This window comes from Pseudomonas sp. LBUM1651, from assembly GCF_059716135.1.
This window is the reverse complement of record NZ_CP166805.1, coordinates 3,685,267-3,704,953: the sequence shown is the minus strand read 5'-3', so window position 1 is coordinate 3,704,953 and position 19,687 is coordinate 3,685,267. Positions and strand designations below refer to the sequence as shown.

Here is a 19,687-nt window from a genome sequence, read left to right as displayed (position 1 = left end):
ATAGAATTTCAAAATCAGTCGGAGTTTGTGAAAGCTAGGCAAAATAACTCAGATTTGTAGACTCTGGGTATCAGTGGATGTTATTTAATTTTAATTGGAGAGATGCGTGGATTTTTCGTATTTTTAACAGTTGCCAAGCGTTTAGGTGTAAGTAGGGTGGCGCGGTGGGATCATACGAAGCCGTGCTTACTGGCGTAATCATGTACCTGGATTTTATCGATCATCGGATGATTCGAATAACCTTTCAAAGGGTAACTTACATTAAGTTTATTTCTTTTTCTTAAATTTCTCGAATGTTTATGGCCTAAATATCTATCCGCTTGTGAAAAGGTATAGTATTTTTCTAAAATTTCCTCCACTTTAGATGCGTCATTTTGAAGTAGGTATGTAGTCGCACCAATGCGGATTGGATTTGTGAGTCCTGAATTTAAAAATAACCGTCCGAAAGAGATGCCCCTAATGTCGTACCTTTTCCAAAGGTCAGATACCTTTATTAGGGTAGATTTGAGCTCCTGGTCTCCTTGGTGGATTTGTTGTAGGTTGGGGATTGAGAAATATTGTGCGACGTCATCGATAGCGTATATAAATTGCGAAGGATCATCTGTTGGAGAGCCACTTAATGGAGTTACGCCAAGTCTGTTTAGTATGTTGTAAACGAAAGGTTCACGGGTTCTTATCCATCGGGCTACGGTTGATGACTTGGCGTAGTATTTATAAAATGTATCGATGCTACTTGGCTTTATAATTTGATTGATTGTTGGTTTAGAGTCTGAAAGTTGGAGGGCGCCGATCGCTATCATGTTGAAAATTGCTTTTGTCGGAACCTGAAGTTTTTCGGATGCTTGCAGTATTGTGTATCCATTGCTCTTTTCGCATAATGATTTATTGCCTGTGATGGTGCACAACAAAATTTTCTCTCGTGCGTAGAATTTTGAGGGGGTATGATCGTTGCTTGGCCCATAGACAGGTAAAACTCCAAGTTTTTTGAGCGTTCTTGCAGAATTTCCGCGACTACAACCCAACAATTTAGTTGCTTCTGTGGCGCTTACGAATTGTGCTTTAAAGTCTTTTAGTTCTCTGGCGTCTACGAGATATCCACCTCTATTTCCAGATTTGGTAACTCTAGTGAGGGATCCGATTTTTATAAGGTGATGTATAACATGTAGCCAGGTTTCCAGGTATTCCGCAGCAGCAGCAGAGGATAACCAAATCTCGTCACCAGTAGGGATGTATCGTATAGGTGTTGCCGAAGCTCTTATGGCCTTCCTTGGAGGTTTTTCAATTTCGTTGCACCATTCAGTAACTGCCTGGCTAGTTTGAGTGCTGATAATCTGAAGGCGAAGTGTGCTGTTTTCTACACTTAGCGGTTCTATCATCAGATGCGCCATAGCTCTGCGGAGCAGTTTGGTGGGGATTTTGGTTTGGGAAGATAAAAGCTTCACAGAAATGAAATTTTTAGAAAATATTTCTATGTCGTGTGGTTCAAAATACATCTCGTGATTTCTCTTCCATTTTGGCGTCAGGAGATGCTGCTCAATTGCACCTTTTATCGCTCCAGCGCTTAACTGAAGCTTTTCTTGGATGTTTTTTGGAGGCCTTTTAGAGTTTTGTACTTTTTTCTTCTTGAAGCCGTTACAAAGTTTGATTGTTAGTACTTGTTTGGAAAACATTAGAGCTTGCTGCCAGCTGTATCGAAACCTATCCGGTTTAATGCTTATTGTTAGGCGTATGACTTTCCAGTGGTGCGCACGAATGCTAAGCCAAGTTCCTATTTGCCGCTTTGTTAAAGAAAAGGTATGAAGCGGTGCTGTTGTAAACGTTTCGCTCTCCTCGGCGTATTCATGTGAGCTATACTTGATGAAGTCTCGCACGCAATCCCGTATCTTGATATGTGAATATAATGAGAGTTTTGCAGCGATGATGAATGCAGGTATTTCTGGGTATAATTTTTTTAGTTTTTTGAGGTGGGCCAATACTTTTTCCATATTGTCCTCAAGTAAGGCGAACGCTATTGCCAATAAACACCTGTTGGCTGGGCATTCAGTATCGCGCTCCACGCGATATCCCAAGTCATTTAGGTAATTGCAAAGTTGGAAAAATTTTTGTGCGTCGCCTTTTCTGAAGATATCGAGGAGTTTCTGTTCATTTTCCGCTACATCGACCGAGCATGGTGGCGAAACCAGAAGGTGATTACACCTACATTTTTTATGAAATGCATGCCAATAAAGTTTGACTTGGCAGCTAGGGCATTTTGACAGATATTTTCTGAAGTGAAAGGGGCAGTAGCTTGAGAGTTTGAGATCTTTGATGAAATGCTCTTTGCCGTTTTCCCAGCATTCGGAGCAATATGCAGCCTCTCTCTTCCGTATCATGTCAGCGCTAACGGAGAGTCCTGCGATTTTTAGGGGGGGAGCGTGATGTAACGCACCAATTGGCTCATAAAAACCACTCAGAAATTCATCGCCTGCTGCACCCGCCCGTTTGGAGATTTCTTGAATGATGGGGTGCGATTGGGAAATTAGGGACCCGTTAAAATATGTCCGGCCAAAAAGAGCCCGGAAGTCCGAGCGTAAAACGCAACCATGCATAAGGGCCATGCGTTTTAGGATACTGGTTGGACTTTCTTCAGGTAGCGGTCGAGGAGTGAATAGTATTTTACTCATATTTAACTTCCTCGTAGTTTATAATAAGTTTCAGTAAGTTGTCATAAGGTAGGGCAAATGGATTCCCATCTGACAAGCTTTTCGGTAAGCCTACATACTGGCAGGCTGTGTAGAAGTCACTTGCTTTCAATTCATGCGGAGCGTCTCGGCGTAAGCATGTTTTTAGTGCGTCATTAATGATCAAACGCATTCTCTTCAAATTGCCGCAGGTACCAACGTAGAGTGGTGCCGCTATAGTTGGATCGTTAAGGTGAATACCCTTGGAGAGCGCTGCAATCTCGTACATTACGGTATCTAATTGTTTCAATGTCGCGAAAAAATTGGAGTTGACTCCCGTGTCATAAGTAAAGTGTGTTAGTTCCGCGAAATACGGATATCGATTTTCAAACGCCTCATCTTCACGCCGGATGTCTTTACAGAGCTTAGTACCAGAAAGGATCACGGGAATTCCCGAGCCATTGAGAAGTGAGACAATCCATTGAAGCGAGTCGAGACGCACCTTTTCGGAGACGGTGGAAATACAGAGTCGTTGAATCTCGTCGAGAAAAATTATCTGCACCTGGCACGTTTTCAGGCAAGTGATGAGCTGGTGGGTGAGTTTTTCAATGGTACCATTGGGAGTTTCGTCAATCAGAAAGCGGAGCATGTTTGTGATTAACCCTTTTACGGTCGTCGGGGATGGGACTTCGCAATAGAAGACGGGCAGATTGGCATAGGTCCCATCATCACGGAGGATCACCGCGTCACCGTTGTAAAGCTTTTGAAAGTAATGACAAAGCGTGGATTTTCCAGTGCCGCTAGGCCCGCAAAGCAAGGCGCATACCGGTTCGCCCAGCGCTTGAGTGTTTTCGATCGCGTTCTGGATTTGCGAACACGCCTGCCGATAGCGCGGATGGAAGACAATTTTGGCTTTGAATGCTTTAACGATTTTTTGGATGTCGGATTCCATAGCAATGCACCTCGTTTTGTTCAGATCTAATGGATAGGCTGAATGGTGGGGCAGAGGGTGGCGGGTGATGTACCCAGCCAAGAGCCGCGTTCCGCGGCACTACAAATGCCTGGATACATCGCTTTCACCGAGGATTACTTGAGCGCTCCTACATTGACAGTCGCTTAAGGAGCGTCCGTTTGGCAATGTGCGGCCTGCGCGGGCAAAACTGTGCAAGGAAGGATGTGCATCGCGTCAAATCTCCACAGACGAATAATCGTCGGGTGTATCGCCGTGATGGCGATAATCGTCAGGCGAATTAGATTTGTTGGCCGTTGCACTCGTAGAGTGTTTGTGTGGATTCTGAAGCGAACCTTTTTCCGCGGCACGTTGATGCTGGCGCCGTTGTGCCGGGGTTTTGACCTGGGCCAGCTCACGAAGCAGGGTTATTCGGGCTCGCTTTGCCTTACGCGGATTGAAGGTTTCGCGTTCCGTCTTCAGACGTTTAAGTATCAATTGATGCAAGTGCATCGTGAGTCCGTCCTGGTAGTCCGGATCGACTGCCTGCAGTTCAAGGACCTCATCGGGATAGCTAGGATGGCAGGCCCAAGCACGACACAGATCACTTGGGTCGTAATAGACACGGAGTTTGTCCACTTTGGGTTGGCGATTAGCCAAGTACCCCACCGCTGGTCCTGTCCAAAACAACGATTTGTGGCGCAGCCGTCCTTTTTGAGGAGTGGCTTCAAACGCGCTCCAGAAATGCTGGTTGAGTTCGGAAGGTGAAAAGCGGCGGGGTGGGAACATGGCCGAGTAGGCAGCCTCCCACTCTATCCGGGGCGGTTTGTTCAGACTGCTGTGCACTCGTTCGTGGTACACCTCGGTCAACCAGCGGCGAAACGTTTCTCTGACCATCGCCAGTGTCAGGCGCGCGTTTTTTTCGGAGCTGTAGTCGCCACGTGCTGCAACGTTTGAGAAGGTCGTGCCTGGCATTACGTGCGCGATCTCTTTCGACCACACGCCAAAAAAAGCTTCCACGTGAGGTTTTTGATTGCCTGCAGCAGGTTCGCAATAGCACACCTCACCGCCCAACATCGCGATGATGCGCCGAAGGTTCTGCTCAATAAATTCGGGCCCGCTATCAAAGATGTAACGCAGGCCAATCCCGCCGTAGGAGTTGTCACTGGAGATCGACAGCTTGAACGCCTGCAGGGTGGTGTCCAGCGATGGTGGATTAAAAGCGATCGTCCAGGCGATCACCATCCGTGTTCTGACTTCAAGGAAAACAGTCAGATAAGGGCGGCCGATCACCTCTCCGTCCTCATCGACCACCATCACGTGGAGTTCTTGTGTATCGGCTTCCACGAGCTCGAACAGGCGCCGAGGGCGAGGCCGTTTGCGCGTCCAGTCGTGCTGTTTCTGGGCATATTTGCTGCCGAGTTGAGTCAATGCCAGTTGGTAAGCGTCCACTTCTCGTAGGATTCGGTTGAGCGTTGACGTGGAAGGTACAGGTAACTTGTCGTGTGCCGGCCGGTCAGCATTGAAAGCTTCCAGCTCCTCGACAATTGAATCGATCACCTCGGTTTTGCGGGCGGGTTCACGCTTCAGATAAAGCAGTCCGACCTGCTGATTGATGATCTGCTGAAATTCTGCGGGCTGGCGATCCAGTCGGTGTTTGTCCTTCCGACGCTTACCAGGTATGAGCGCTAGGCAGCTTTGACCCGACTGTCGAAACGCGCGAACCCAGCTGCGCGCGGTGCTCAGGCTAGGTGCGCTGATGTCGTTAATTTGCTCCGCCAGTTTGTTAATCAGCGATTCGGCACGCTGTGCCGGCATGCGCCCGTGGAACTGAGCCATGAGCGTTTGTACGTAATGCCAGCGCCGTTCGAATGCCAAGGCATAGGGTTTGGGCAGCCCCGCAAGGATCTTGTGTGGACTCTTCTCGACAGCAGCTTCCTGCACCTTGACAAAATCACCGCGCCTAGTAGCTCGGTACAAAACCGTGATGGTTTGGCGCAGTACGATCTTGGGGCCTTCGATTGCGCGCAACTGCACGCTATCGCCGTGAATCTCGACAATCTGAAACCGCTGACCGCGGTAGCGGTAATGTTCGCCGGTTTTAAGCTCAAGACTGTCCATGGTGGCCTTCGTGGATCTGTGTTTGCGAAGTGATTTTTTGCCCTAGGTCAATACGTAGCTCATCTAGGAAAATGGCGTAACAGATAGCCTGTGAAGGGGTGTCGCTGGCGAGTAAGGCATTGAGAGTCGTCCCCTGTTTGCCCAGCGCCAGTACTTTGGCGCGAACCTGCTGTGCCGCGCGTATGGAACAGCCGAAACCGTAGTGATAGAGAAAGCGCAGGTTATAGGTGACGAGCGAGGGAGCGAGTTGGTCTGGCGTGAGCCAGCGGAACACATAGTCGCCGTCCAGCAGCATGGCTTCGACCGCCTGCGTCCAGTCCCGCGTGTGGCTGCCCCTTTGGCCCTCGGGGCGCAGAAATTTGTGATAGACGCTCAGTCCGCTGTCCTGGAGCACCAGAAAGTCGGCTTTGTATAGAGTGTCGCCACGGCGCAGGGCGGCAGGCCGGCATTGGTAACTGAGGACATCGTGGCGATACTCAAGATGGACACAGTAGTCGGCCTGCATCAGGTTGTTGCAGACCACCGGCCCGCAGTTTTTTTGGGAAGGGAAAAACGTGACGCGACTGCCGCCCCGGCCTTTGTTCAAGGAGGTACGGGCGAGTGCTTCAATGGGAGAGTTTCTTAGTGCAAGCATGGTAGCCACCTCTGTGGTACGGGATGAATCGAGCAAATCGGTAGACAATCGACGCGTACCCGACCGTGAAATCACCGCATGCTGTAGATTTAGGGCGGTCGCAAATCGCCGCGAGGGTTTCACAATTAGTGACGGGCGGCAGATCCACCGGCTTCCGCTGTAGTCTGTACCAGCCGCCGACTGGCACTGGGCGGATTGGCGATTCGACCGAGCCCTGGTGGTGCGTGGAGTCGTCAGCGCTGAGGCAGTACGCACTAGCGAGGTGCGGCCTGGCGTCAACGCCAATACCATCGGAAGGCGAGGTCGGAGACGTAAACACCATGCAAAGCTTCACTGTCGGGACTTTCGGATCCTCATGGCCGAGGTAAATTTATAGTGGATCACTCCGCCAGTTTCGGACCGAACTAAGGCAATTGTGAATTCTCGGCCCGTGCCCAACGTCCACCACTCGGAGATGGTCATTACCATTACCCAGTCAGATCGGCTGAGGACTCGCCTCTGGCTGGTGGGGCAGACAACCGCCACTGGTGGTCTAGCGAAAGGGCGAAACCGCGAACGCCACGGCGCAACTGGGGCCACGACGCGCACTGCAGAAAGCTGGTGTCGATGATGAGCTTGCATCCTTTTGTCCTCCAGGCTGATCCAGCGAAATGTCGGATTGACGTTCACTCTAACCAGTACGTACCTGGATTTCGCTGCACGGAAACACGTCAAAAAATGCCATAGACGAGCTCTATCCCCCACATAATCAGGGACTTGGATAGACAAAGTTTGCGCACAACTCCTAATCAGTCCAATCCGGCGACTGATGTACGGAAATAGCTGACAACCGTCCCGTAGATGTAGGTTATGCCGCCGGAAAATCAGCAACTTGCAGGAATCCGTAAGCGCGCATTACCACCTATCGAGGGTTATCATTTGGGGGCAGGGCGAGCAGACAAGTCCAAGCCGGTATGTATGGGCGTATAGTGGCGTCCTGGGTGATTGGGGGCATGAGGTGACAAGTGTCGACACTTTCCAGTGCTTCTGTTCGCCGTTGCCGTAATCGGTTTCTCGGGGCAACGCTATACCAACTTTCCGGCGCGCCATCACGCACGGAGTATGCCCGCTGGTGCGATCATCTAGATCGTCCGCAGCTATTCACCGCACCGGGCTCCGTCGGGGAGCCGTCGGTTGGAGTTAATCCCAAATGGCTTAGGTTGCTGGACGAGGGCGTCCAGTTGCATGAACACTGCCTGAACCACTTGATGAGTGCTTTTCCACAGCTGAGGGCGGTTTACAACCATCCCCTATGGGAGGTTCTGGGCTGGGACAGCAATGATCGCCAGCTGCCAGCAATGTACTTGGCGACTCGACGGCCACACTGCGTCGCACTTCAGAGTTCTTCGTATCCTTGTCGCATTAATGCGCGGATGAAATGGGCCTTGGGCGTCCCCGATTGGACCCTCTTCGTTCTGCCGTTAGCATTGTTGCGCAACCCAGTACCGCCCTTGAGCCCGCAACAACGCTGGTTGCAGCAGAGTTTTAGCCATTACGTGGCGCTTGCCTCGCTGGCGCCCGCTTACCACCAGTGTTTCAAAGACTTATGGGCGTTGCTAGATGTTTGGCTGAAGTGCAACGGTCAACTCTTGCCGTTGGCCTGGGCCGATGATGCGGAGCAGTTCGAGTATCAGCGCGCAGTCTGGCAGACAGGCCGCGACGAACTGATTGACTACGGCTGGCTGCCATCGTCTAACCAGCCGACGCGATGCAGCATGGCAATGCAATGGACTATTTGCCTCGCTAGCCCGTTTCTGTTGGATAAGCTCAATCAGAGCCTGAGTCGCGGTGTCCGTCGCTGTCCACCGCTGCTTCGCCAGCTTATGAGGGAACTGGACCCGCGGCTGGATGTGATCGTCGGAGCCGTTGGATAAAATGCACACGAGCTAGCCGTCAGCAATGACGCCGTCCTGGTCCTCGCCCTCTTCAAGTGAGGGGGCTGGGCACCGCCTCCAGTAGGTGCGGCAGCTGTTCGATCTGGCGCAGCTTCAGTAGGGCGCTGCGCAGTTGGCTGAGGAGATCGGCCTGCTCGGTCCGCCACTTCGCCTGCGGATGTCGCTGGGCAAGCTGCTCCCAGTCGGCTTTGGTCTTCTGAGCGGCGAGTTCTTCTGTGATGCCTGCTTGGCCATAGGTGTACATTTTCGCGGTTAAAGGTGGGCGAGCTCCTTCTGTTTCTGCGGCAAGCTCGTTTGCAGGGTTCGCTGCTCTTTTGTCAGTAGCAGGACCGGCTGAACGTGATGTTCAGTTTCTCGGCCTGTTGCTGAAGATGTTGCTCACGGATGTACGTCAGTGAGTTTCGTAAGTGCACGTTACCCTGGAGAGTGGATTGAACCCGCAACACTTGTTCGCTGAGTGTCCGGTTCAGAACATGTAGCTGTTATTGCTATGCATCATGAGCAGCCTGCAACTCGTGTTCACGCGCAGGGTACTCGTCCAAGTTGAGTCTGAGGTGGCGCCCGCGCTCTTGCAGCGAGTCGATCAATTCACCTGTTGCGTTTTCATGCAGACGTTCGGTTCTGAGAGGCAAACGAATCAGTTCATCGTCAAAGCCCTCAGACACTGTTAGCGCCTGCGGTGCGCTTAGCTCCTTCAGGTGACGCTGGATGGAGCTTCTGGAGCCGGTATGGCCGAGTTCGACACGAGTGGCATCGATGCTTGGATAGACGCTGCGCGTGAGCAGTGCTTCGAGCGCCATGACCGCCGCCTACGATATCGTGCGGTGTGATGCAGTATGGAAGCCTATGAGGGACAACTGCCTAAGGTCAGTCGGAGTGAGCGACGGCCTGGCGTTTGAGCATGCACCATGAATGGCGGAGAGCGTGACCAGACGCTTTTTGGGTAACGAGCGCGTTGAACTCGCGAACGTCGAGCTGATCTTGCCCCGAGGTGTGCCGTTGAAGTACTGCAAGCACACATAGCACTACGAAATACCAAGATCTAGGAAGTGGTTGTCAGCTGGCGCAGCAATATTTGTAGCGTCTCAATTTGACGCGCCTGCTCGCGTAACTGACGCCTATCGTTGCGGTGCTGAAGCAGGTAGGGGTTGACCCGGTCACGCAATACGGCTTGTTCAGTCAGTAATTGACCCACCTGTTCGCTTAATGTGTCGTTGGTTTGCTGATGGTCGCGTATGGTTTTTGTGTGTTGTCGGAGCTGCTCCTGTTGCCTACGATGGTCACTAAGCAGGCGTTCGTGTTCGCGATACACGCTAACCAATTCTTCCTGTTTGGCCAAATGCGCATTCTGCAATGTTCGGAGCTCCTGGCGTAACTCTTGGATTTGCTGGTCGTGTCGGCGCAGTTCTTGTCCGCGTTGGGCCAGTTGCTCTTGCCGATAGTGCTCTAGCCCCTCCCGGGCATGTTGATGTTTTTCCTCCAGTGACTTCACTTGGTTGGCACGCTCCTCGAGCATCTGTTGCTGGCCCGCAACCAACTGATGCAAGCGTTGGCGTTCACCTTCGCTGTCTTGTAACTGCTCGTGCAGCTGCCGTTCACGCTGACGCTGCGTTTCTATTTCATTCGTTTGGGCGGAGTTCGTTTCCAATGCTTGATCCAGGCGTTCGCGCAGTTGCGCATGCTCCTGGTGATAGGTCGTCTGCTGCCGATCGAGTTGCGCCCATTCTTCAGCCACCGCCTCTTGCGCTTGTTGAGTCAGCCGTTCGGATAGACTCGTCACCAATGAGAGCATTTCTTCGCTGACAGTTGGAAGTGACGTGGCGTCGACGGCAGGGGGGGTACGAAGTTCCTTCAGGTAGCGTTGGATCGTGCTTTTCGAGCCGGTATTGCCCAGCTCCACGCGCACCAAGTCGATGCTGGGGTGAAGCCCACGGGCCAGCAACGCGTCACGAGCGGAATGCACCAAGGCTTTGTTGATACCGCCACGGGCCATGTCAGGAGCTCCTGTAGGGTTCCCGGTAGTTATGCAGTATGGCGCATGGTGGTCGACTTGCTCGGTGTTGAACGGTGATCGCGACACCGTTCACGTAGGCAGGGGGCAATCCGCGGTGGGGGCGAGGAGGGTAGACATATGACGACGGCTGCAGAGCGGTATCTTCAGGCCGCACGGCGCGAAAGTACCATTCGGCGTTACCAGCAGGCCTTGGAGCATTACGAGATTGGCTGGGGCGGTTTTTTGCCGGCCTCCAGCGAGAGCATCGTGCGTTACCTAGCCGAGCACGCGGAGCTGTCCATCAGTACCTTGCGCAGTAATCTGGCGGCCTTGGCGCGCTGGCATCTGAACCATGGGTTTGTCGATCCCACCAAAGCCCCGCAAGTGCGGGACGTATTACGCGGCATCCAGGTCTTGCATCCGCGGCCAGTGCGTCAGGCCGAACCCCTGCAGTTGCGTGAGCTGGAACAGTGCGTGGCTGCGCTGCAGTTGGAGCAGACCTCGCCGGATCTGGCCGTGCGCTTGCGTTCCGGGCGCGATCGGACCTTGCTGTTGCTGGGTTTTTGGCGGGCGTTTCGCAGTGATGATTTATGCCGCCTGCGCATTGAAAGCAACCAGTTGCTACCGGGGGAAGGGCTAACCCTGTTTCTCTCCAGCAGCAAATCCGACCGTGATCATCAGGGCCGCACCGTCAGTGTGCCGGCGTTAAAACGACTTTGCCCGGTGCAGGCGTACGAGGAGTGGTTGAGCCTCAGTCGATTGCAGCAGGGGCCGGTGTTTTGTGGCATCGACCGCTGGGGGCATCTCTCTAATGAGGCCATGCATCCGTACAGCGTGGCACGGGTATTGCGCCGGGCCTTGACGCGCGGCGGCATCGCTGGCGAGCGCTACAGTGGTCATTCTTTACGCCGCGGTTTCGCCACTTGGGCCACGCGCAATCAGTGGAGTCCGAAAGCTTTGATGGAATATGTCGGCTGGCGTGATGTGCACAGCGCCATGCGCTACGTGGAGGCCGACGCGCCGTTTGGCGACTGGCGGCGCAACCCAGATGAGTCAAAATGACTGCGCTAACGACGATTTCGTACCGCGCTACGGCCTACGTTATTACAGCTGTACAACAGGGTTATTTACCGCTGGAAATCTGCGGATCAACAGGTTTGAGAAACCAAGATTCTCAAACCCCATGACATTTTTTGGCACTCAGAGACTCGATTGGCAGTACGCCGAGGAGGAGAGGGGAGTTATTCACGAAAAGTACGGACCGATCCTGGCTGTAGAGTCAATGTGCCGTCTTGGTTTAGGTGTAGGCTGTAGGCGATTTACCAGGCAGAGAACTGCGTCGGACGCCATCAAGCGCAGAGCCCGGAGGCGTGTTTACACACTCTGGGCCGGTTGCAGCCTGTCGCAAAGGGCGGTAAACAACCGATAGCCGTCATTGGCCGATCACCTCAGTGCTTCGTTATTCTCCGTCCATAGCGACGAGGATTTCACTTACATCGTTACCACGGGAAAACTCCAGTCGACAAAATGAGGCCAGTGGTATTTATTCTTCATGTCAACGTTATAGGACGATTTCGGTGGGGCTGTAGAATTGTACGTCCACTCCCCACAATTAAAACTCTGTGACGAGCGCTGCCTTGGTTATGGGGTAGGCGACTTCGAACTACTTAAAAATTGGATGTTATCTGGGTGATCGCTGCCGATCTGCGTTGCTCAGCCCGTTTGTGAGTTTCAGGATGGCGGCTTCAAGGGCGAGTTGTTTAATGTTGAACTGGAAAAGCCGGGAAGGGGCAGGTCAGAATTTGACGACGTGGATCTTATACGGAAGCAACGGGACATCTGCTGCAAAATGCAGAACTTACGTTGTACCCTAATGTGAATTCACAAACGATCAGAAGGTGCGAAGTGGTGTGAAAAGCTGACTGCTGATAGATCGCTGCTCTGCTCTGCAGAACTCGCTGTTTTACGATTTGGGGACCTGGAGGTCTGATGAGTTTCACCAGCTTTGAAGATGCGGACAAGATCGTTGACCGATTCATCAACGTGTTACATGGACATGGTGTAACTCCTGCGATCGGCTCAAAAATCGAGAGTGAATTCCTCTCTCCATTGGAGCTACTGGAATCGACCCGCAATCTTGGTGCATTGGTTGCTAACCCAGAGTTGCTTGCCGACGCCGCAGGTATGTACGACCTTGCGGCAAAGCTTCTAGCTGTTGAGTCTCAACCAGAATTCGCCTCCTTTATCCCGCATTTGAAGCTGTTTGAAGCGGAAGCTGAGTTTTCGACAGCTGTACAGCCGAAGAAAGGGGATATTCGGGATGACGTAAACCGAAAACTCGCTGAGCTATATCTGGGCTCGCTTGCGGTGCATTTCGCTTTCGATATTCAGCTGGACCATCCGGTGAACTCAAAGGGTGACAACCCCGACGTGATGTTTGAGCTCAGGCCGGAGGAGGGAACTCCGTCTCTTTGGGCGTTGGCCATCAAGACTGTTAGTTCTCGTACAGGCCAAACAATTTTCGAGAACATCCAGAAGGCCGCAAAGCAGATTGACGCTGCCGCGTGCCCTGCGGATCGAGGTATGGTGGTCATAAACCTTAAGGGCTCATTGCAGCATGAAAAACTCTGGAAGAGTACGTATAACTCTCTGGACGACGCGAAAGCGGACTTGCTGGCGCAGATAGATGCCATCATCCATGCGGCCGAAGCTGATCGACCCCTTTCGGACTGGGAACCATTATTTGCGAATCGGACCGCGCCGGTTGTGTTCTTCTTTGCCCAGGCGGTCGTCAGATTACGATTACCTGGATTTAATGAAGTGCCCACAGTACTCAAGATTGCAAAACTGGCGAATCCTATTGGTCGACAAGACCTTGTTGCGGAGTCGATTGGCACCCATCTGAACCATTTTATGCAGAGCATACATCTGGGGATTGCAGGCACGGTTGGTCAAATGCCCGCGTAGCCCTCTATGGCCACAAAGTGGGGACTGGTCGGAGGGCTCCGCCAGCCTCTGCGGCCGGACCGCCCCCCGATGCAGAACTGACATGGGTCCGACGCGGCCCTTAGCCGTGCTGTCGAGGCGCATCCGAGGCTTAGGTCAGCGGTCGCCGTGAGAGACGTCAAACGGGGAACGGTGGGCGTCGCGCGCCCACTGCCGTTTAACTGGCCGCCTTGATGAGTGCTGCCTCCAGTTCTCGGTCGAGATAGCGCCCGACTTCTGTGACCCGCTCATCACCAAATTGGCCGAAGAGCGTGGAAGGTTTGTCGTATTCGAATACGACTTCCCCGTTTTCAGTTTCAAAGAGGGCGACGCGGAGCGGCGCATAGAGCGCAGCACCTAGCTTGTATCGTGTCATCTTCGAAGCCGTGATTGGATTTCCAATTTCGTATTGGACGGCGTTGCGCTTACCCCCCGCAATCGCAAGTATTTCACCATGATCGCGCTCGAGAAACATGAAGAGCTTTGGTCCATGCTCCTCAAAGTTCTTGATGCTCTCCTGATCGCCGCTGCTCAACATCATTTTGAGATTCGCGTCGATTTTGGGGAGATTGGTCTCAATGGCGGTGCGTACCTGGGTGAAGGGGCGCTTGCAGGTAATCCTGACGTGTTCGATGGTGATCAGTCTGGATGTCACTTCAGTGATGGGCATTGCTGGCTCCTTTCGAAAAGTGTACGAATGGACACGGGAATACCCCGATGGTTGGTGTCGTACTGGAAGATGCCGTCGCGGCAGGCCCCCAAGTATGGTGACCTGCGCGCTAGGCAATCGGCGCGCCAGTTCGCATGAATTGATCGTTAGCCTAATGTCTTCATTATTATTGTTGGTCACGAGGACCGGCGCATCAGAAGCGGTAAGTCAAAGACGCACCGAAACCGTTGGCGCTGTTGTGGTAAGACGCGCTGTACGGTGCACCTTTGCCGGAGTCGTTGACTGACGTACTTTCTTCCTTCAAGTAGGAGTAAGCAACGTCGATGGTCACGTCATCGGTTGGGCTCCAGCCTGCGCCCAAACTGATCGAGCGGCGATCACCTGTCGGGATACGGACCGAGCGGTCGGTGTTGTTAGTTGGCGATTGGTCAACTGACAAGCCAGCACGTAGTACTAGCTGCTTGTTCAGGCGGTACGCCGCACCGATGGCGTGCGCCCAAGTGTTATGCCAGTTTTCTTGCTCAGTGATCGTCCCCAAAGGACCGGCGTTGCCGCCTAGAACGGCTGGCACACCTTCGTTCAGTACACTGATTTCCTTGAAACGACTCCAGCGAGTCCAGGTACTGCCTGCGTACAGGGTCCAGTCGCTGTTGAGCTTATGTGTTACCGAGAAGTCCACTGATTCCGGGGTGTCGAGGTCCAGGCTACCGTCGAATTTCAGACCATTAGGACCAAAAGGGGTACCGCTGTACTTGGTGTTGATTTCCGCCTTGTAGCTGACCTTGGAGTGATACGTCACACCGATCTGGGTACTCTCAACCGGTGTGAACAGGATGCCGGCGGTATAGCCCCAGGCGTTGTCTTCACCGCTGATGCGCGCCTTGCCATCGTTGTTGCCGGCAGGGTTCAGTTGTATGGCAGAGGTCAGCTCCCCCTCGATGTGGTTGAAGCTCGGACCGAAACCCACTGCCACGAATTCGTTGATCTTGTAGCTGACGGTCGGCTGAATGGTGATGACCGAGATCTCACTCTTGTCACCATAGTAGCGGCCCTGGAAGCTCTTTTCATAGTCAGTGAGCAGACCGAAAGGTACATAGATGCCCAAGCCAATAGCCCAGTCGTCATCGATGGGCTTGACGTAGTAGCCCATCGGAACAACGGTGGCCGGTACCATGTCGCCCTTGTTGGTGCTACCGGGTTGGCCACTGGCATGTTTGATGTCGGTGCTGGCGTCGATCACGGCGGCGCCAAGGCTGATTTCTTCGCGTTTCAATTTCGACATACCAGCGGGGTTGCCGAACACGGTGCTGGCGTCTTCGGCAGCAGAAGAACGGCCCGCATAACTGGTGCCCATTCCACTGACACTTTGTTCGTTCAGGGTGAAGCCGCTCGCGAAGAGCTGGGTCGAAACGAGGCCTGCAGCTAGGCTGAGTGCGGACTTGAACATTACTTTTTTCATTATTAGAAAGTTCTTTTTGAGACAGTTGGAGTTTTTGTTTGGTGCAGACGCACCTTTCCTGGGGCTGATGGCCCGCTAGGGCCTATTTGGCCAGCCCACAGGTTTGATTGCTCAGGCTTGATAGAGGCCCGATGGCCTTATTCGAATGTTCGGCAGGAGTTCCCTTCTGGATGAGCGCCCTGACCAAGCCGGCCCGAACCATTTCTGTGTTCTGCCAAGTGGAGAGCTCGTGAAGTGTCGGGGATGCCTGATGAGGCGACGATCACTAGCACGCTCCCTTCGATGTACTCATGCTGAGTTCGATTGTTGTGGTTGATGGTCTAGCTGCTCTTGTTATTGGAGTGAGTGACAATAACTCTAGTAATTAGAGTAATCAAGGCCTATCGTCTAGCTAAGCTTCGGCCGTGGTCAGGCATTGGTGGCAGCGTTACCCAGTACCTTGGATCGTTGCGCATAAGGTGACCATCATCGGTTCCGGCCGCGATCAACTCGGCAGGCCGCGAGGTGACAACGTCAAAAACACTGTCGGTGGGGGCTTACTGAGGTTATTTCAAAAGCGAGCAAAACTTGGCATGTCACGACGTAAATATCACCGCCTATGCGCCCAAGCCGATGACCTCCGCCGCCAAAACATACCGGCTGTTCAACAATGATTCCGGCATCTACGGCGCGGTAATAAACCAACGTTTGTCCGGTTGGAGAGGCGCGTTCCGACACTATTCCTACGTTGAAAAAAAGCATGAAATTGCACTGCAACGGATCTGAATACGGGTTCGTCACAATGAAATCGCAATGCCCGCCGAGCACGAAGTGGCGGGGCCGCCTCAAGGCATTAGGCCCGCGATCATGATGTGACGAGGGGGTAAAAAGTGACACAAGTGGGAGGCGTAGACCTCATTTCGCTTAAGATATCTTTAGTATGTTGAACTATTTGCAATATACTGTTAGGCATCTATTGAAAAGAGATTCGTCATGTCTAAACTCGCAGAGTTCCGCCAGCTTGAAAAACACCTTGCAGAGCAACTCCTAGCACTCGAAGCGCTGAAAGGCGATGCTGGTCTCAAGAAAGAAATTGAATTTGAGTCGAAGCTGCGCGCTTTGCTCGCAGAATACGGTTATAGCCTGACAAATGTGATCAACCTGCTTGATCCTCACGCAATTCGTCACGCACCTGCTGCGGAGTCCAAAGCCAGTACTCGTAAACCCCGGCAAGTAAAGGTTTTTAAGAATCCTCACACAGGTGAAGTCGTTGAAACCAAAGGTGGCAATCACAAAACATTGAAGGAGTGGAAAGCAGAATACGGCTCAGCCATTGTCGAATCTTGGCTTGCCAAGTAATTTTTCTTCAACTAAGAAAGGCCCTTCATGGGCCTTTTTATATATGGTTTTTAACGGGATTTGGTTGAGCTTACCCTATCGAAAACAGCCTATACTTGCTCAGCGGATTACATTTGACCTGACCAGCTATTTGCATCGGATTTGCCCACGACACTTAAACAGGTAGATTGCCTGCACCTGATCGTCGATTTCTCCGAGGCAGCGAGTTGGTTTGCGGCAAATGAGCTTTGAGCGCGTTCAATAACGCACTGAATGCCGGTGGGAAAACGCTATTGGCTGGTGCAGTTGAATGCCAGTTGAGCCCGTCTTGCAAGGGGTGATCTGATATCATCTCGTTTTACCATTATCATTTTTGCTCTATCGATCAACTCCTTGAGAGATCCGGTATGAGTCATGGAGAGCTGGTTGTATGGGTATCCTCGATTTTCGTGAAATCCCTTCTGCGAGTCCACAACTGCGAAAGGCTAGAAAAAAAGCATTTGTGAAGGAGGACCTGGATGCATTTGAAAAATTTGCGGAAGAGTATTTTGAGAAGGTATTAGGTGGTGTTGTATTGGCAGGCACCATGAGAGGGCCTGATAATGATTTGGATCTCAAGGTTGAATTAAATGGTGAGATAATCCTGGTCAGTTGCAAGCATTATGCCCATGGCGATAACGCTGTTGGAGCTGACCAGGAGCTTGACCCCGTGTCAGCTGTCTATTCGAATGGCTGCACCAAATTTATAGGATTTTACTCTACAACTCCTAGCGCCCCATTGATCACTAAGTTGGAAGGATTGAAAAGCAATAAAATCATTCCTTTTGACTACGAGATTATAAAAAATTCCGATATCGAATCTCGGCTTCTTGATAAAGATAGCGTCGTGGGTTGGTTGTTTGCTGCGCGTTACTTTCCAAAAAGTTACTCGAATTTGTTCAGGAGATTTGTAGTCCCGATCGAGCATTATAAAGAAAAAGACTTGGAGAAAATTGGCGCAACAACTTGGAGCCTGGATGGTCCTTTTGGTGGGATATTCTCCGGAAATGATGTTGACAAGGCTAGGGTTGTATATGAGGCGAATGATGCATTGACTAACAATGTCCATTCAAGTTTTTTTGCCGAGGCGCTGAAAGACGCGATAGATTGTTTTCCGGAATACTTCAAATACCGAGTAGGTGCGGACTTGCAAGCTTTGGAAGGTGGTGACATCTGTCCCGATTGGGATAGGGCGCTGAACTTCGGTGATGAGGAAGTTGATTGTAATTTGCCAATTATGGTAAGTGGTCTTTGGTCTTATTGGGACCCCAGAAGAGCGCTTGAAAAATACTTGAGTTTTGTCGAAGCCTGTGAACTATTGAGTAATCCTCCCGACAGCAAGGCGTTGATCATTGCTCGCGCCCACAAGAGTCTTGCTTATTCGGCGTTTCTAACTGCCGGCAGTATCGCGCACCGGTCTTCAGGGAAATATCGCGATATCTTTGCAAGGCTGACTGCTTTTTGCCAGCTTTCCATTCCCGAGTACACCGGGCAGAACAGTCTCAGTTTCAAGAACGAGCATGGTGAACGTGTATTCTGGCAGTTCAAGGCGGGCGAAGGCTTGAGTTTCCTCTTCGACAGGATCCTGGACAATTCTAAAAAACCGTAATCTGAGCAAACACAGATTTCGGCACACGAGGTACACGCGCCCTACGATGCGGTACGAATTTCCAAGAGGCACTCACCAAGGCGAAGTTTGACACGCCTTGGCGAACCTAGACCGATTTGCAGCCAGCAGCCCCCTAAAAAAGCGCATCGAGGGCCATGACATCTTCATCGGAAAGATAAAGATCCAAAGCCGCTACATTTTGCTCCAAGTGTGATTGTTTTGAGGTGCCAGGAATTGGAAGCGTCACGGGACTACGTTGCAGTAACCACGCAATCGCGATTTGCCCTGGTGTTGCACCTAATTTACGGGAGAGGGTATCTAATAATGCCCCTGGCTGAATAAGGCTGCCTGCAGCTAGCGGGTACCAAGGGATAAAACCGATACCTTCGGTCGTACAGTAATCGAGAACATCCGAACTATTACGATCTATGAGGTTAAACCGGTTTTGAACAGTCGCAACTTTGAAAATTTTTGAAGCCTGTTTTATATCCATAATAGATACTTCGCTAAGGCCGACGTGACGTATCACCCCTTCATCGAGTAATTGTCGAATTGCTCCGAACTGTTCGTCACGTGGGACTGCAGGATCAATTCGATGCAGCTGCCAAAGGTCAATTTGCTCGACACCTAAGCGCTCACGACTGCTTTTGGCTTGCTGGATTAGGTATTCAGGACGCCCCAATGGGGCCCAACGGTCCGGGCCGCTGCGTGTTAGTCCAGCTTTTGTCGCAATCAGCATTTTCGAAGAGTAGGGGTGTAATGCTTCGCGAATTAACTCTTCTGAAGTATCCGGGCCGTAGGAGTCCGCCGTGTCAATGAGGTTAATGCTCAACTCGGGAAGACGGCGAAGGGTGCGAAGTACTTCTTCACGATCTTCAGGAGGTCCCCAAATTCCTCGGCCTGTAATTCGCATGGCACCGAAGCCTAGTCGGTTAACTGTGATCTCTCCACCGACCTTAAATGTTCTAGCCAAACTGGATTTTTCTCTATTCATTTTTACACCCTACCAATTGATAACGTCGCTTCCTGTGCAGGACATGCGATGAAGGCATGCTGCCTTTGCCTGAGTTTGCACTCCACGATGTTCTGTATTATAAGTCAATTAACGATTGCCATTGTTGATAGTGAATATTATTGGTTATGATTTTAAGAAGTTGTCGAGAGTGTTAGGATTAGCTAGGGGCGAATGGTTGGAGAAAGGAATCTCAATCGTTGGTTTCGCTTCTACTTCTGGTTTGATCCTTTAGGTCCGCGCATGCGCGGACCTTTTTTTAGCTGCACTTTGGAGCTTTAAAAAATCGTTGAAGGACGGGTGAT

15 protein-coding genes are annotated in these 19,687 nt (G+C 51.7%); 5 read left to right on the top strand and 10 right to left on the bottom strand.

Features of this window, described 5'->3' with window-relative positions; translation table 11 throughout:
- Nucleotides 1–170: 170 nt before the first annotated feature.
- The 4 genes from ACA066_RS17160 to ACA066_RS17145 all read right to left on the bottom strand — a co-directional run bounded on the left by ACA066_RS17160 (nucleotide 171) and on the right by ACA066_RS17145 (nucleotide 6,364).
- Nucleotides 171–2,663, bottom strand: a complete 2,493-nt coding sequence (locus tag ACA066_RS17160) for a TniQ family protein (protein ID WP_497695886.1) — start codon at nucleotides 2,661–2,663, stop codon at nucleotides 171–173.
- Nucleotides 2,656–3,612, bottom strand: coding sequence for a TniB family NTP-binding protein (locus ACA066_RS17155; RefSeq protein WP_497695885.1), 957 nt, complete (start codon nucleotides 3,610–3,612; stop codon nucleotides 2,656–2,658). The genes ACA066_RS17160 and ACA066_RS17155 overlap by 8 nt, the downstream gene beginning before the upstream one ends.
- A 234-nt stretch (nucleotides 3,613–3,846) precedes the next feature.
- Nucleotides 3,847–5,730 carry a TnsB C-terminal domain-containing protein gene (locus ACA066_RS17150; protein ID WP_497695884.1) on the bottom strand — a complete coding sequence of 628 codons (1,884 nt, stop codon included), beginning with the start codon at nucleotides 5,728–5,730 and terminating at the stop codon, nucleotides 3,847–3,849.
- A complete protein-coding gene (locus tag ACA066_RS17145; RefSeq protein WP_497695883.1) occupies nucleotides 5,717–6,364 on the bottom strand; it encodes a hypothetical protein in 648 nt (215 codons plus the stop codon). Before ACA066_RS17145 ends, ACA066_RS17150 begins: the two co-directional genes overlap by 14 nt.
- Nucleotides 6,365–7,788: 1,424 nt before the next feature.
- Between ACA066_RS17145 and ACA066_RS17140 the strand changes: the two genes are divergently transcribed.
- A complete protein-coding gene (locus tag ACA066_RS17140) occupies nucleotides 7,789–8,277 on the top strand; it encodes a hypothetical protein (RefSeq protein ID WP_497695882.1) in 489 nt (162 codons plus the stop codon).
- Nucleotides 8,278–8,329: 52 nt separating this feature from the next.
- Here the strand turns inward: ACA066_RS17140 and ACA066_RS17135 are convergent, their stop codons facing one another.
- From ACA066_RS17135 to ACA066_RS17125, 3 genes are all read right to left on the bottom strand, one after another.
- Nucleotides 8,330–8,542, bottom strand: a complete 213-nt coding sequence (locus tag ACA066_RS17135; RefSeq protein WP_497695881.1) for a hypothetical protein — start codon at nucleotides 8,540–8,542, stop codon at nucleotides 8,330–8,332.
- Nucleotides 8,543–8,786: 244 nt separating this feature from the next.
- Nucleotides 8,787–9,098 (bottom strand): DNA-binding protein, encoded by a 312-nt coding sequence (locus tag ACA066_RS17130; protein ID WP_497695880.1) that lies wholly within the window; start codon nucleotides 9,096–9,098, stop codon nucleotides 8,787–8,789.
- A 242-nt stretch (nucleotides 9,099–9,340) separates the two neighbouring features.
- The gene (locus tag ACA066_RS17125) at nucleotides 9,341–10,291 is read right to left on the bottom strand and encodes a DNA-binding protein (RefSeq protein WP_497695879.1); all 951 of its coding nucleotides are present in this window, start codon (nucleotides 10,289–10,291) and stop codon (nucleotides 9,341–9,343) included.
- A gap of 138 nt (nucleotides 10,292–10,429) precedes the next feature.
- Here ACA066_RS17125 and ACA066_RS17120 point away from each other — a divergent pair, with 138 nt between their 5' ends.
- On the top strand, nucleotides 10,430–11,353 hold the full coding sequence (locus ACA066_RS17120) for a site-specific integrase (RefSeq protein WP_497695878.1): 924 nt from the start codon (nucleotides 10,430–10,432) through the stop codon (nucleotides 11,351–11,353).
- 927 nt (nucleotides 11,354–12,280) lie between these two features.
- Entirely contained in the window at nucleotides 12,281–13,258 is a 978-nt protein-coding gene (locus tag ACA066_RS17115; RefSeq protein ID WP_497695877.1) for a hypothetical protein, read from the top strand.
- A 196-nt stretch (nucleotides 13,259–13,454) separates the two neighbouring features.
- On the opposite strand, the gene ACA066_RS17110 is transcribed toward ACA066_RS17115, so the two are convergent.
- Nucleotides 13,455–13,946, bottom strand: a complete 492-nt coding sequence (locus ACA066_RS17110) for a DUF302 domain-containing protein (RefSeq protein WP_497695876.1) — start codon at nucleotides 13,944–13,946, stop codon at nucleotides 13,455–13,457.
- Between the two features lie 193 nt (nucleotides 13,947–14,139).
- Nucleotides 14,140–15,405, bottom strand: coding sequence for an OmpP1/FadL family transporter (locus ACA066_RS17105; protein WP_497695875.1), 1,266 nt, complete (start codon nucleotides 15,403–15,405; stop codon nucleotides 14,140–14,142).
- Between the two features lie 972 nt (nucleotides 15,406–16,377).
- Between ACA066_RS17105 and ACA066_RS17100 the strand changes: the two genes are divergently transcribed.
- Nucleotides 16,378–16,743 carry a histone-like nucleoid-structuring protein, MvaT/MvaU family gene (locus ACA066_RS17100; protein WP_497695874.1) on the top strand — a complete coding sequence of 122 codons (366 nt, stop codon included), beginning with the start codon at nucleotides 16,378–16,380 and terminating at the stop codon, nucleotides 16,741–16,743.
- Nucleotides 16,744–17,152: 409 nt separating this feature from the next.
- The gene (locus ACA066_RS17095; RefSeq protein ID WP_497695873.1) at nucleotides 17,153–18,370 is read left to right on the top strand and encodes a hypothetical protein; all 1,218 of its coding nucleotides are present in this window, start codon (nucleotides 17,153–17,155) and stop codon (nucleotides 18,368–18,370) included.
- A 133-nt stretch (nucleotides 18,371–18,503) separates the two neighbouring features.
- On the opposite strand, the gene ACA066_RS17090 is transcribed toward ACA066_RS17095, so the two are convergent.
- Complete coding sequence (locus ACA066_RS17090; protein WP_497695872.1) at nucleotides 18,504–19,364, bottom strand: aldo/keto reductase; 861 nt, start codon at nucleotides 19,362–19,364, stop codon at nucleotides 18,504–18,506.
- Between the last annotated feature and the right edge of the window lie 323 nt (nucleotides 19,365–19,687).

Excerpts from the sequence above, each read along its gene's own strand:
- ACA066_RS17160 (WP_497695886.1), bottom strand. The coding sequence starts at position 2,663 with ATGAGTAAAATACTATTCACTCCTCGACCGCTACCTGAAGAAAGTCCA.
- ACA066_RS17155 (WP_497695885.1), bottom strand. The coding sequence starts at position 3,612 with ATGGAATCCGACATCCAAAAAATCGTTAAAGCATTCAAAGCCAAAATT.
- ACA066_RS17150 (WP_497695884.1), bottom strand. The coding sequence starts at position 5,730 with ATGGACAGTCTTGAGCTTAAAACCGGCGAACATTACCGCTACCGCGGT.
- ACA066_RS17145 (WP_497695883.1), bottom strand. The coding sequence starts at position 6,364 with ATGCTTGCACTAAGAAACTCTCCCATTGAAGCACTCGCCCGTACCTCC.
- ACA066_RS17135 (WP_497695881.1), bottom strand. The coding sequence starts at position 8,542 with ATGTACACCTATGGCCAAGCAGGCATCACAGAAGAACTCGCCGCTCAG.
- ACA066_RS17130 (WP_497695880.1), bottom strand. The coding sequence starts at position 9,098 with ATGGCGCTCGAAGCACTGCTCACGCGCAGCGTCTATCCAAGCATCGAT.
- ACA066_RS17125 (WP_497695879.1), bottom strand. The coding sequence starts at position 10,291 with ATGGCCCGTGGCGGTATCAACAAAGCCTTGGTGCATTCCGCTCGTGAC.
- ACA066_RS17120 (WP_497695878.1), top strand. The coding sequence starts at position 10,430 with ATGACGACGGCTGCAGAGCGGTATCTTCAGGCCGCACGGCGCGAAAGT.
- ACA066_RS17115 (WP_497695877.1), top strand. The coding sequence starts at position 12,281 with ATGAGTTTCACCAGCTTTGAAGATGCGGACAAGATCGTTGACCGATTC.
- ACA066_RS17110 (WP_497695876.1), bottom strand. The coding sequence starts at position 13,946 with ATGCCCATCACTGAAGTGACATCCAGACTGATCACCATCGAACACGTC.
- ACA066_RS17105 (WP_497695875.1), bottom strand. The coding sequence starts at position 15,405 with ATGAAAAAAGTAATGTTCAAGTCCGCACTCAGCCTAGCTGCAGGCCTC.
- ACA066_RS17100 (WP_497695874.1), top strand. The coding sequence starts at position 16,378 with ATGTCTAAACTCGCAGAGTTCCGCCAGCTTGAAAAACACCTTGCAGAG.
- ACA066_RS17095 (WP_497695873.1), top strand. The coding sequence starts at position 17,153 with ATGGGTATCCTCGATTTTCGTGAAATCCCTTCTGCGAGTCCACAACTG.
- ACA066_RS17090 (WP_497695872.1), bottom strand. The coding sequence starts at position 19,364 with ATGAATAGAGAAAAATCCAGTTTGGCTAGAACATTTAAGGTCGGTGGA.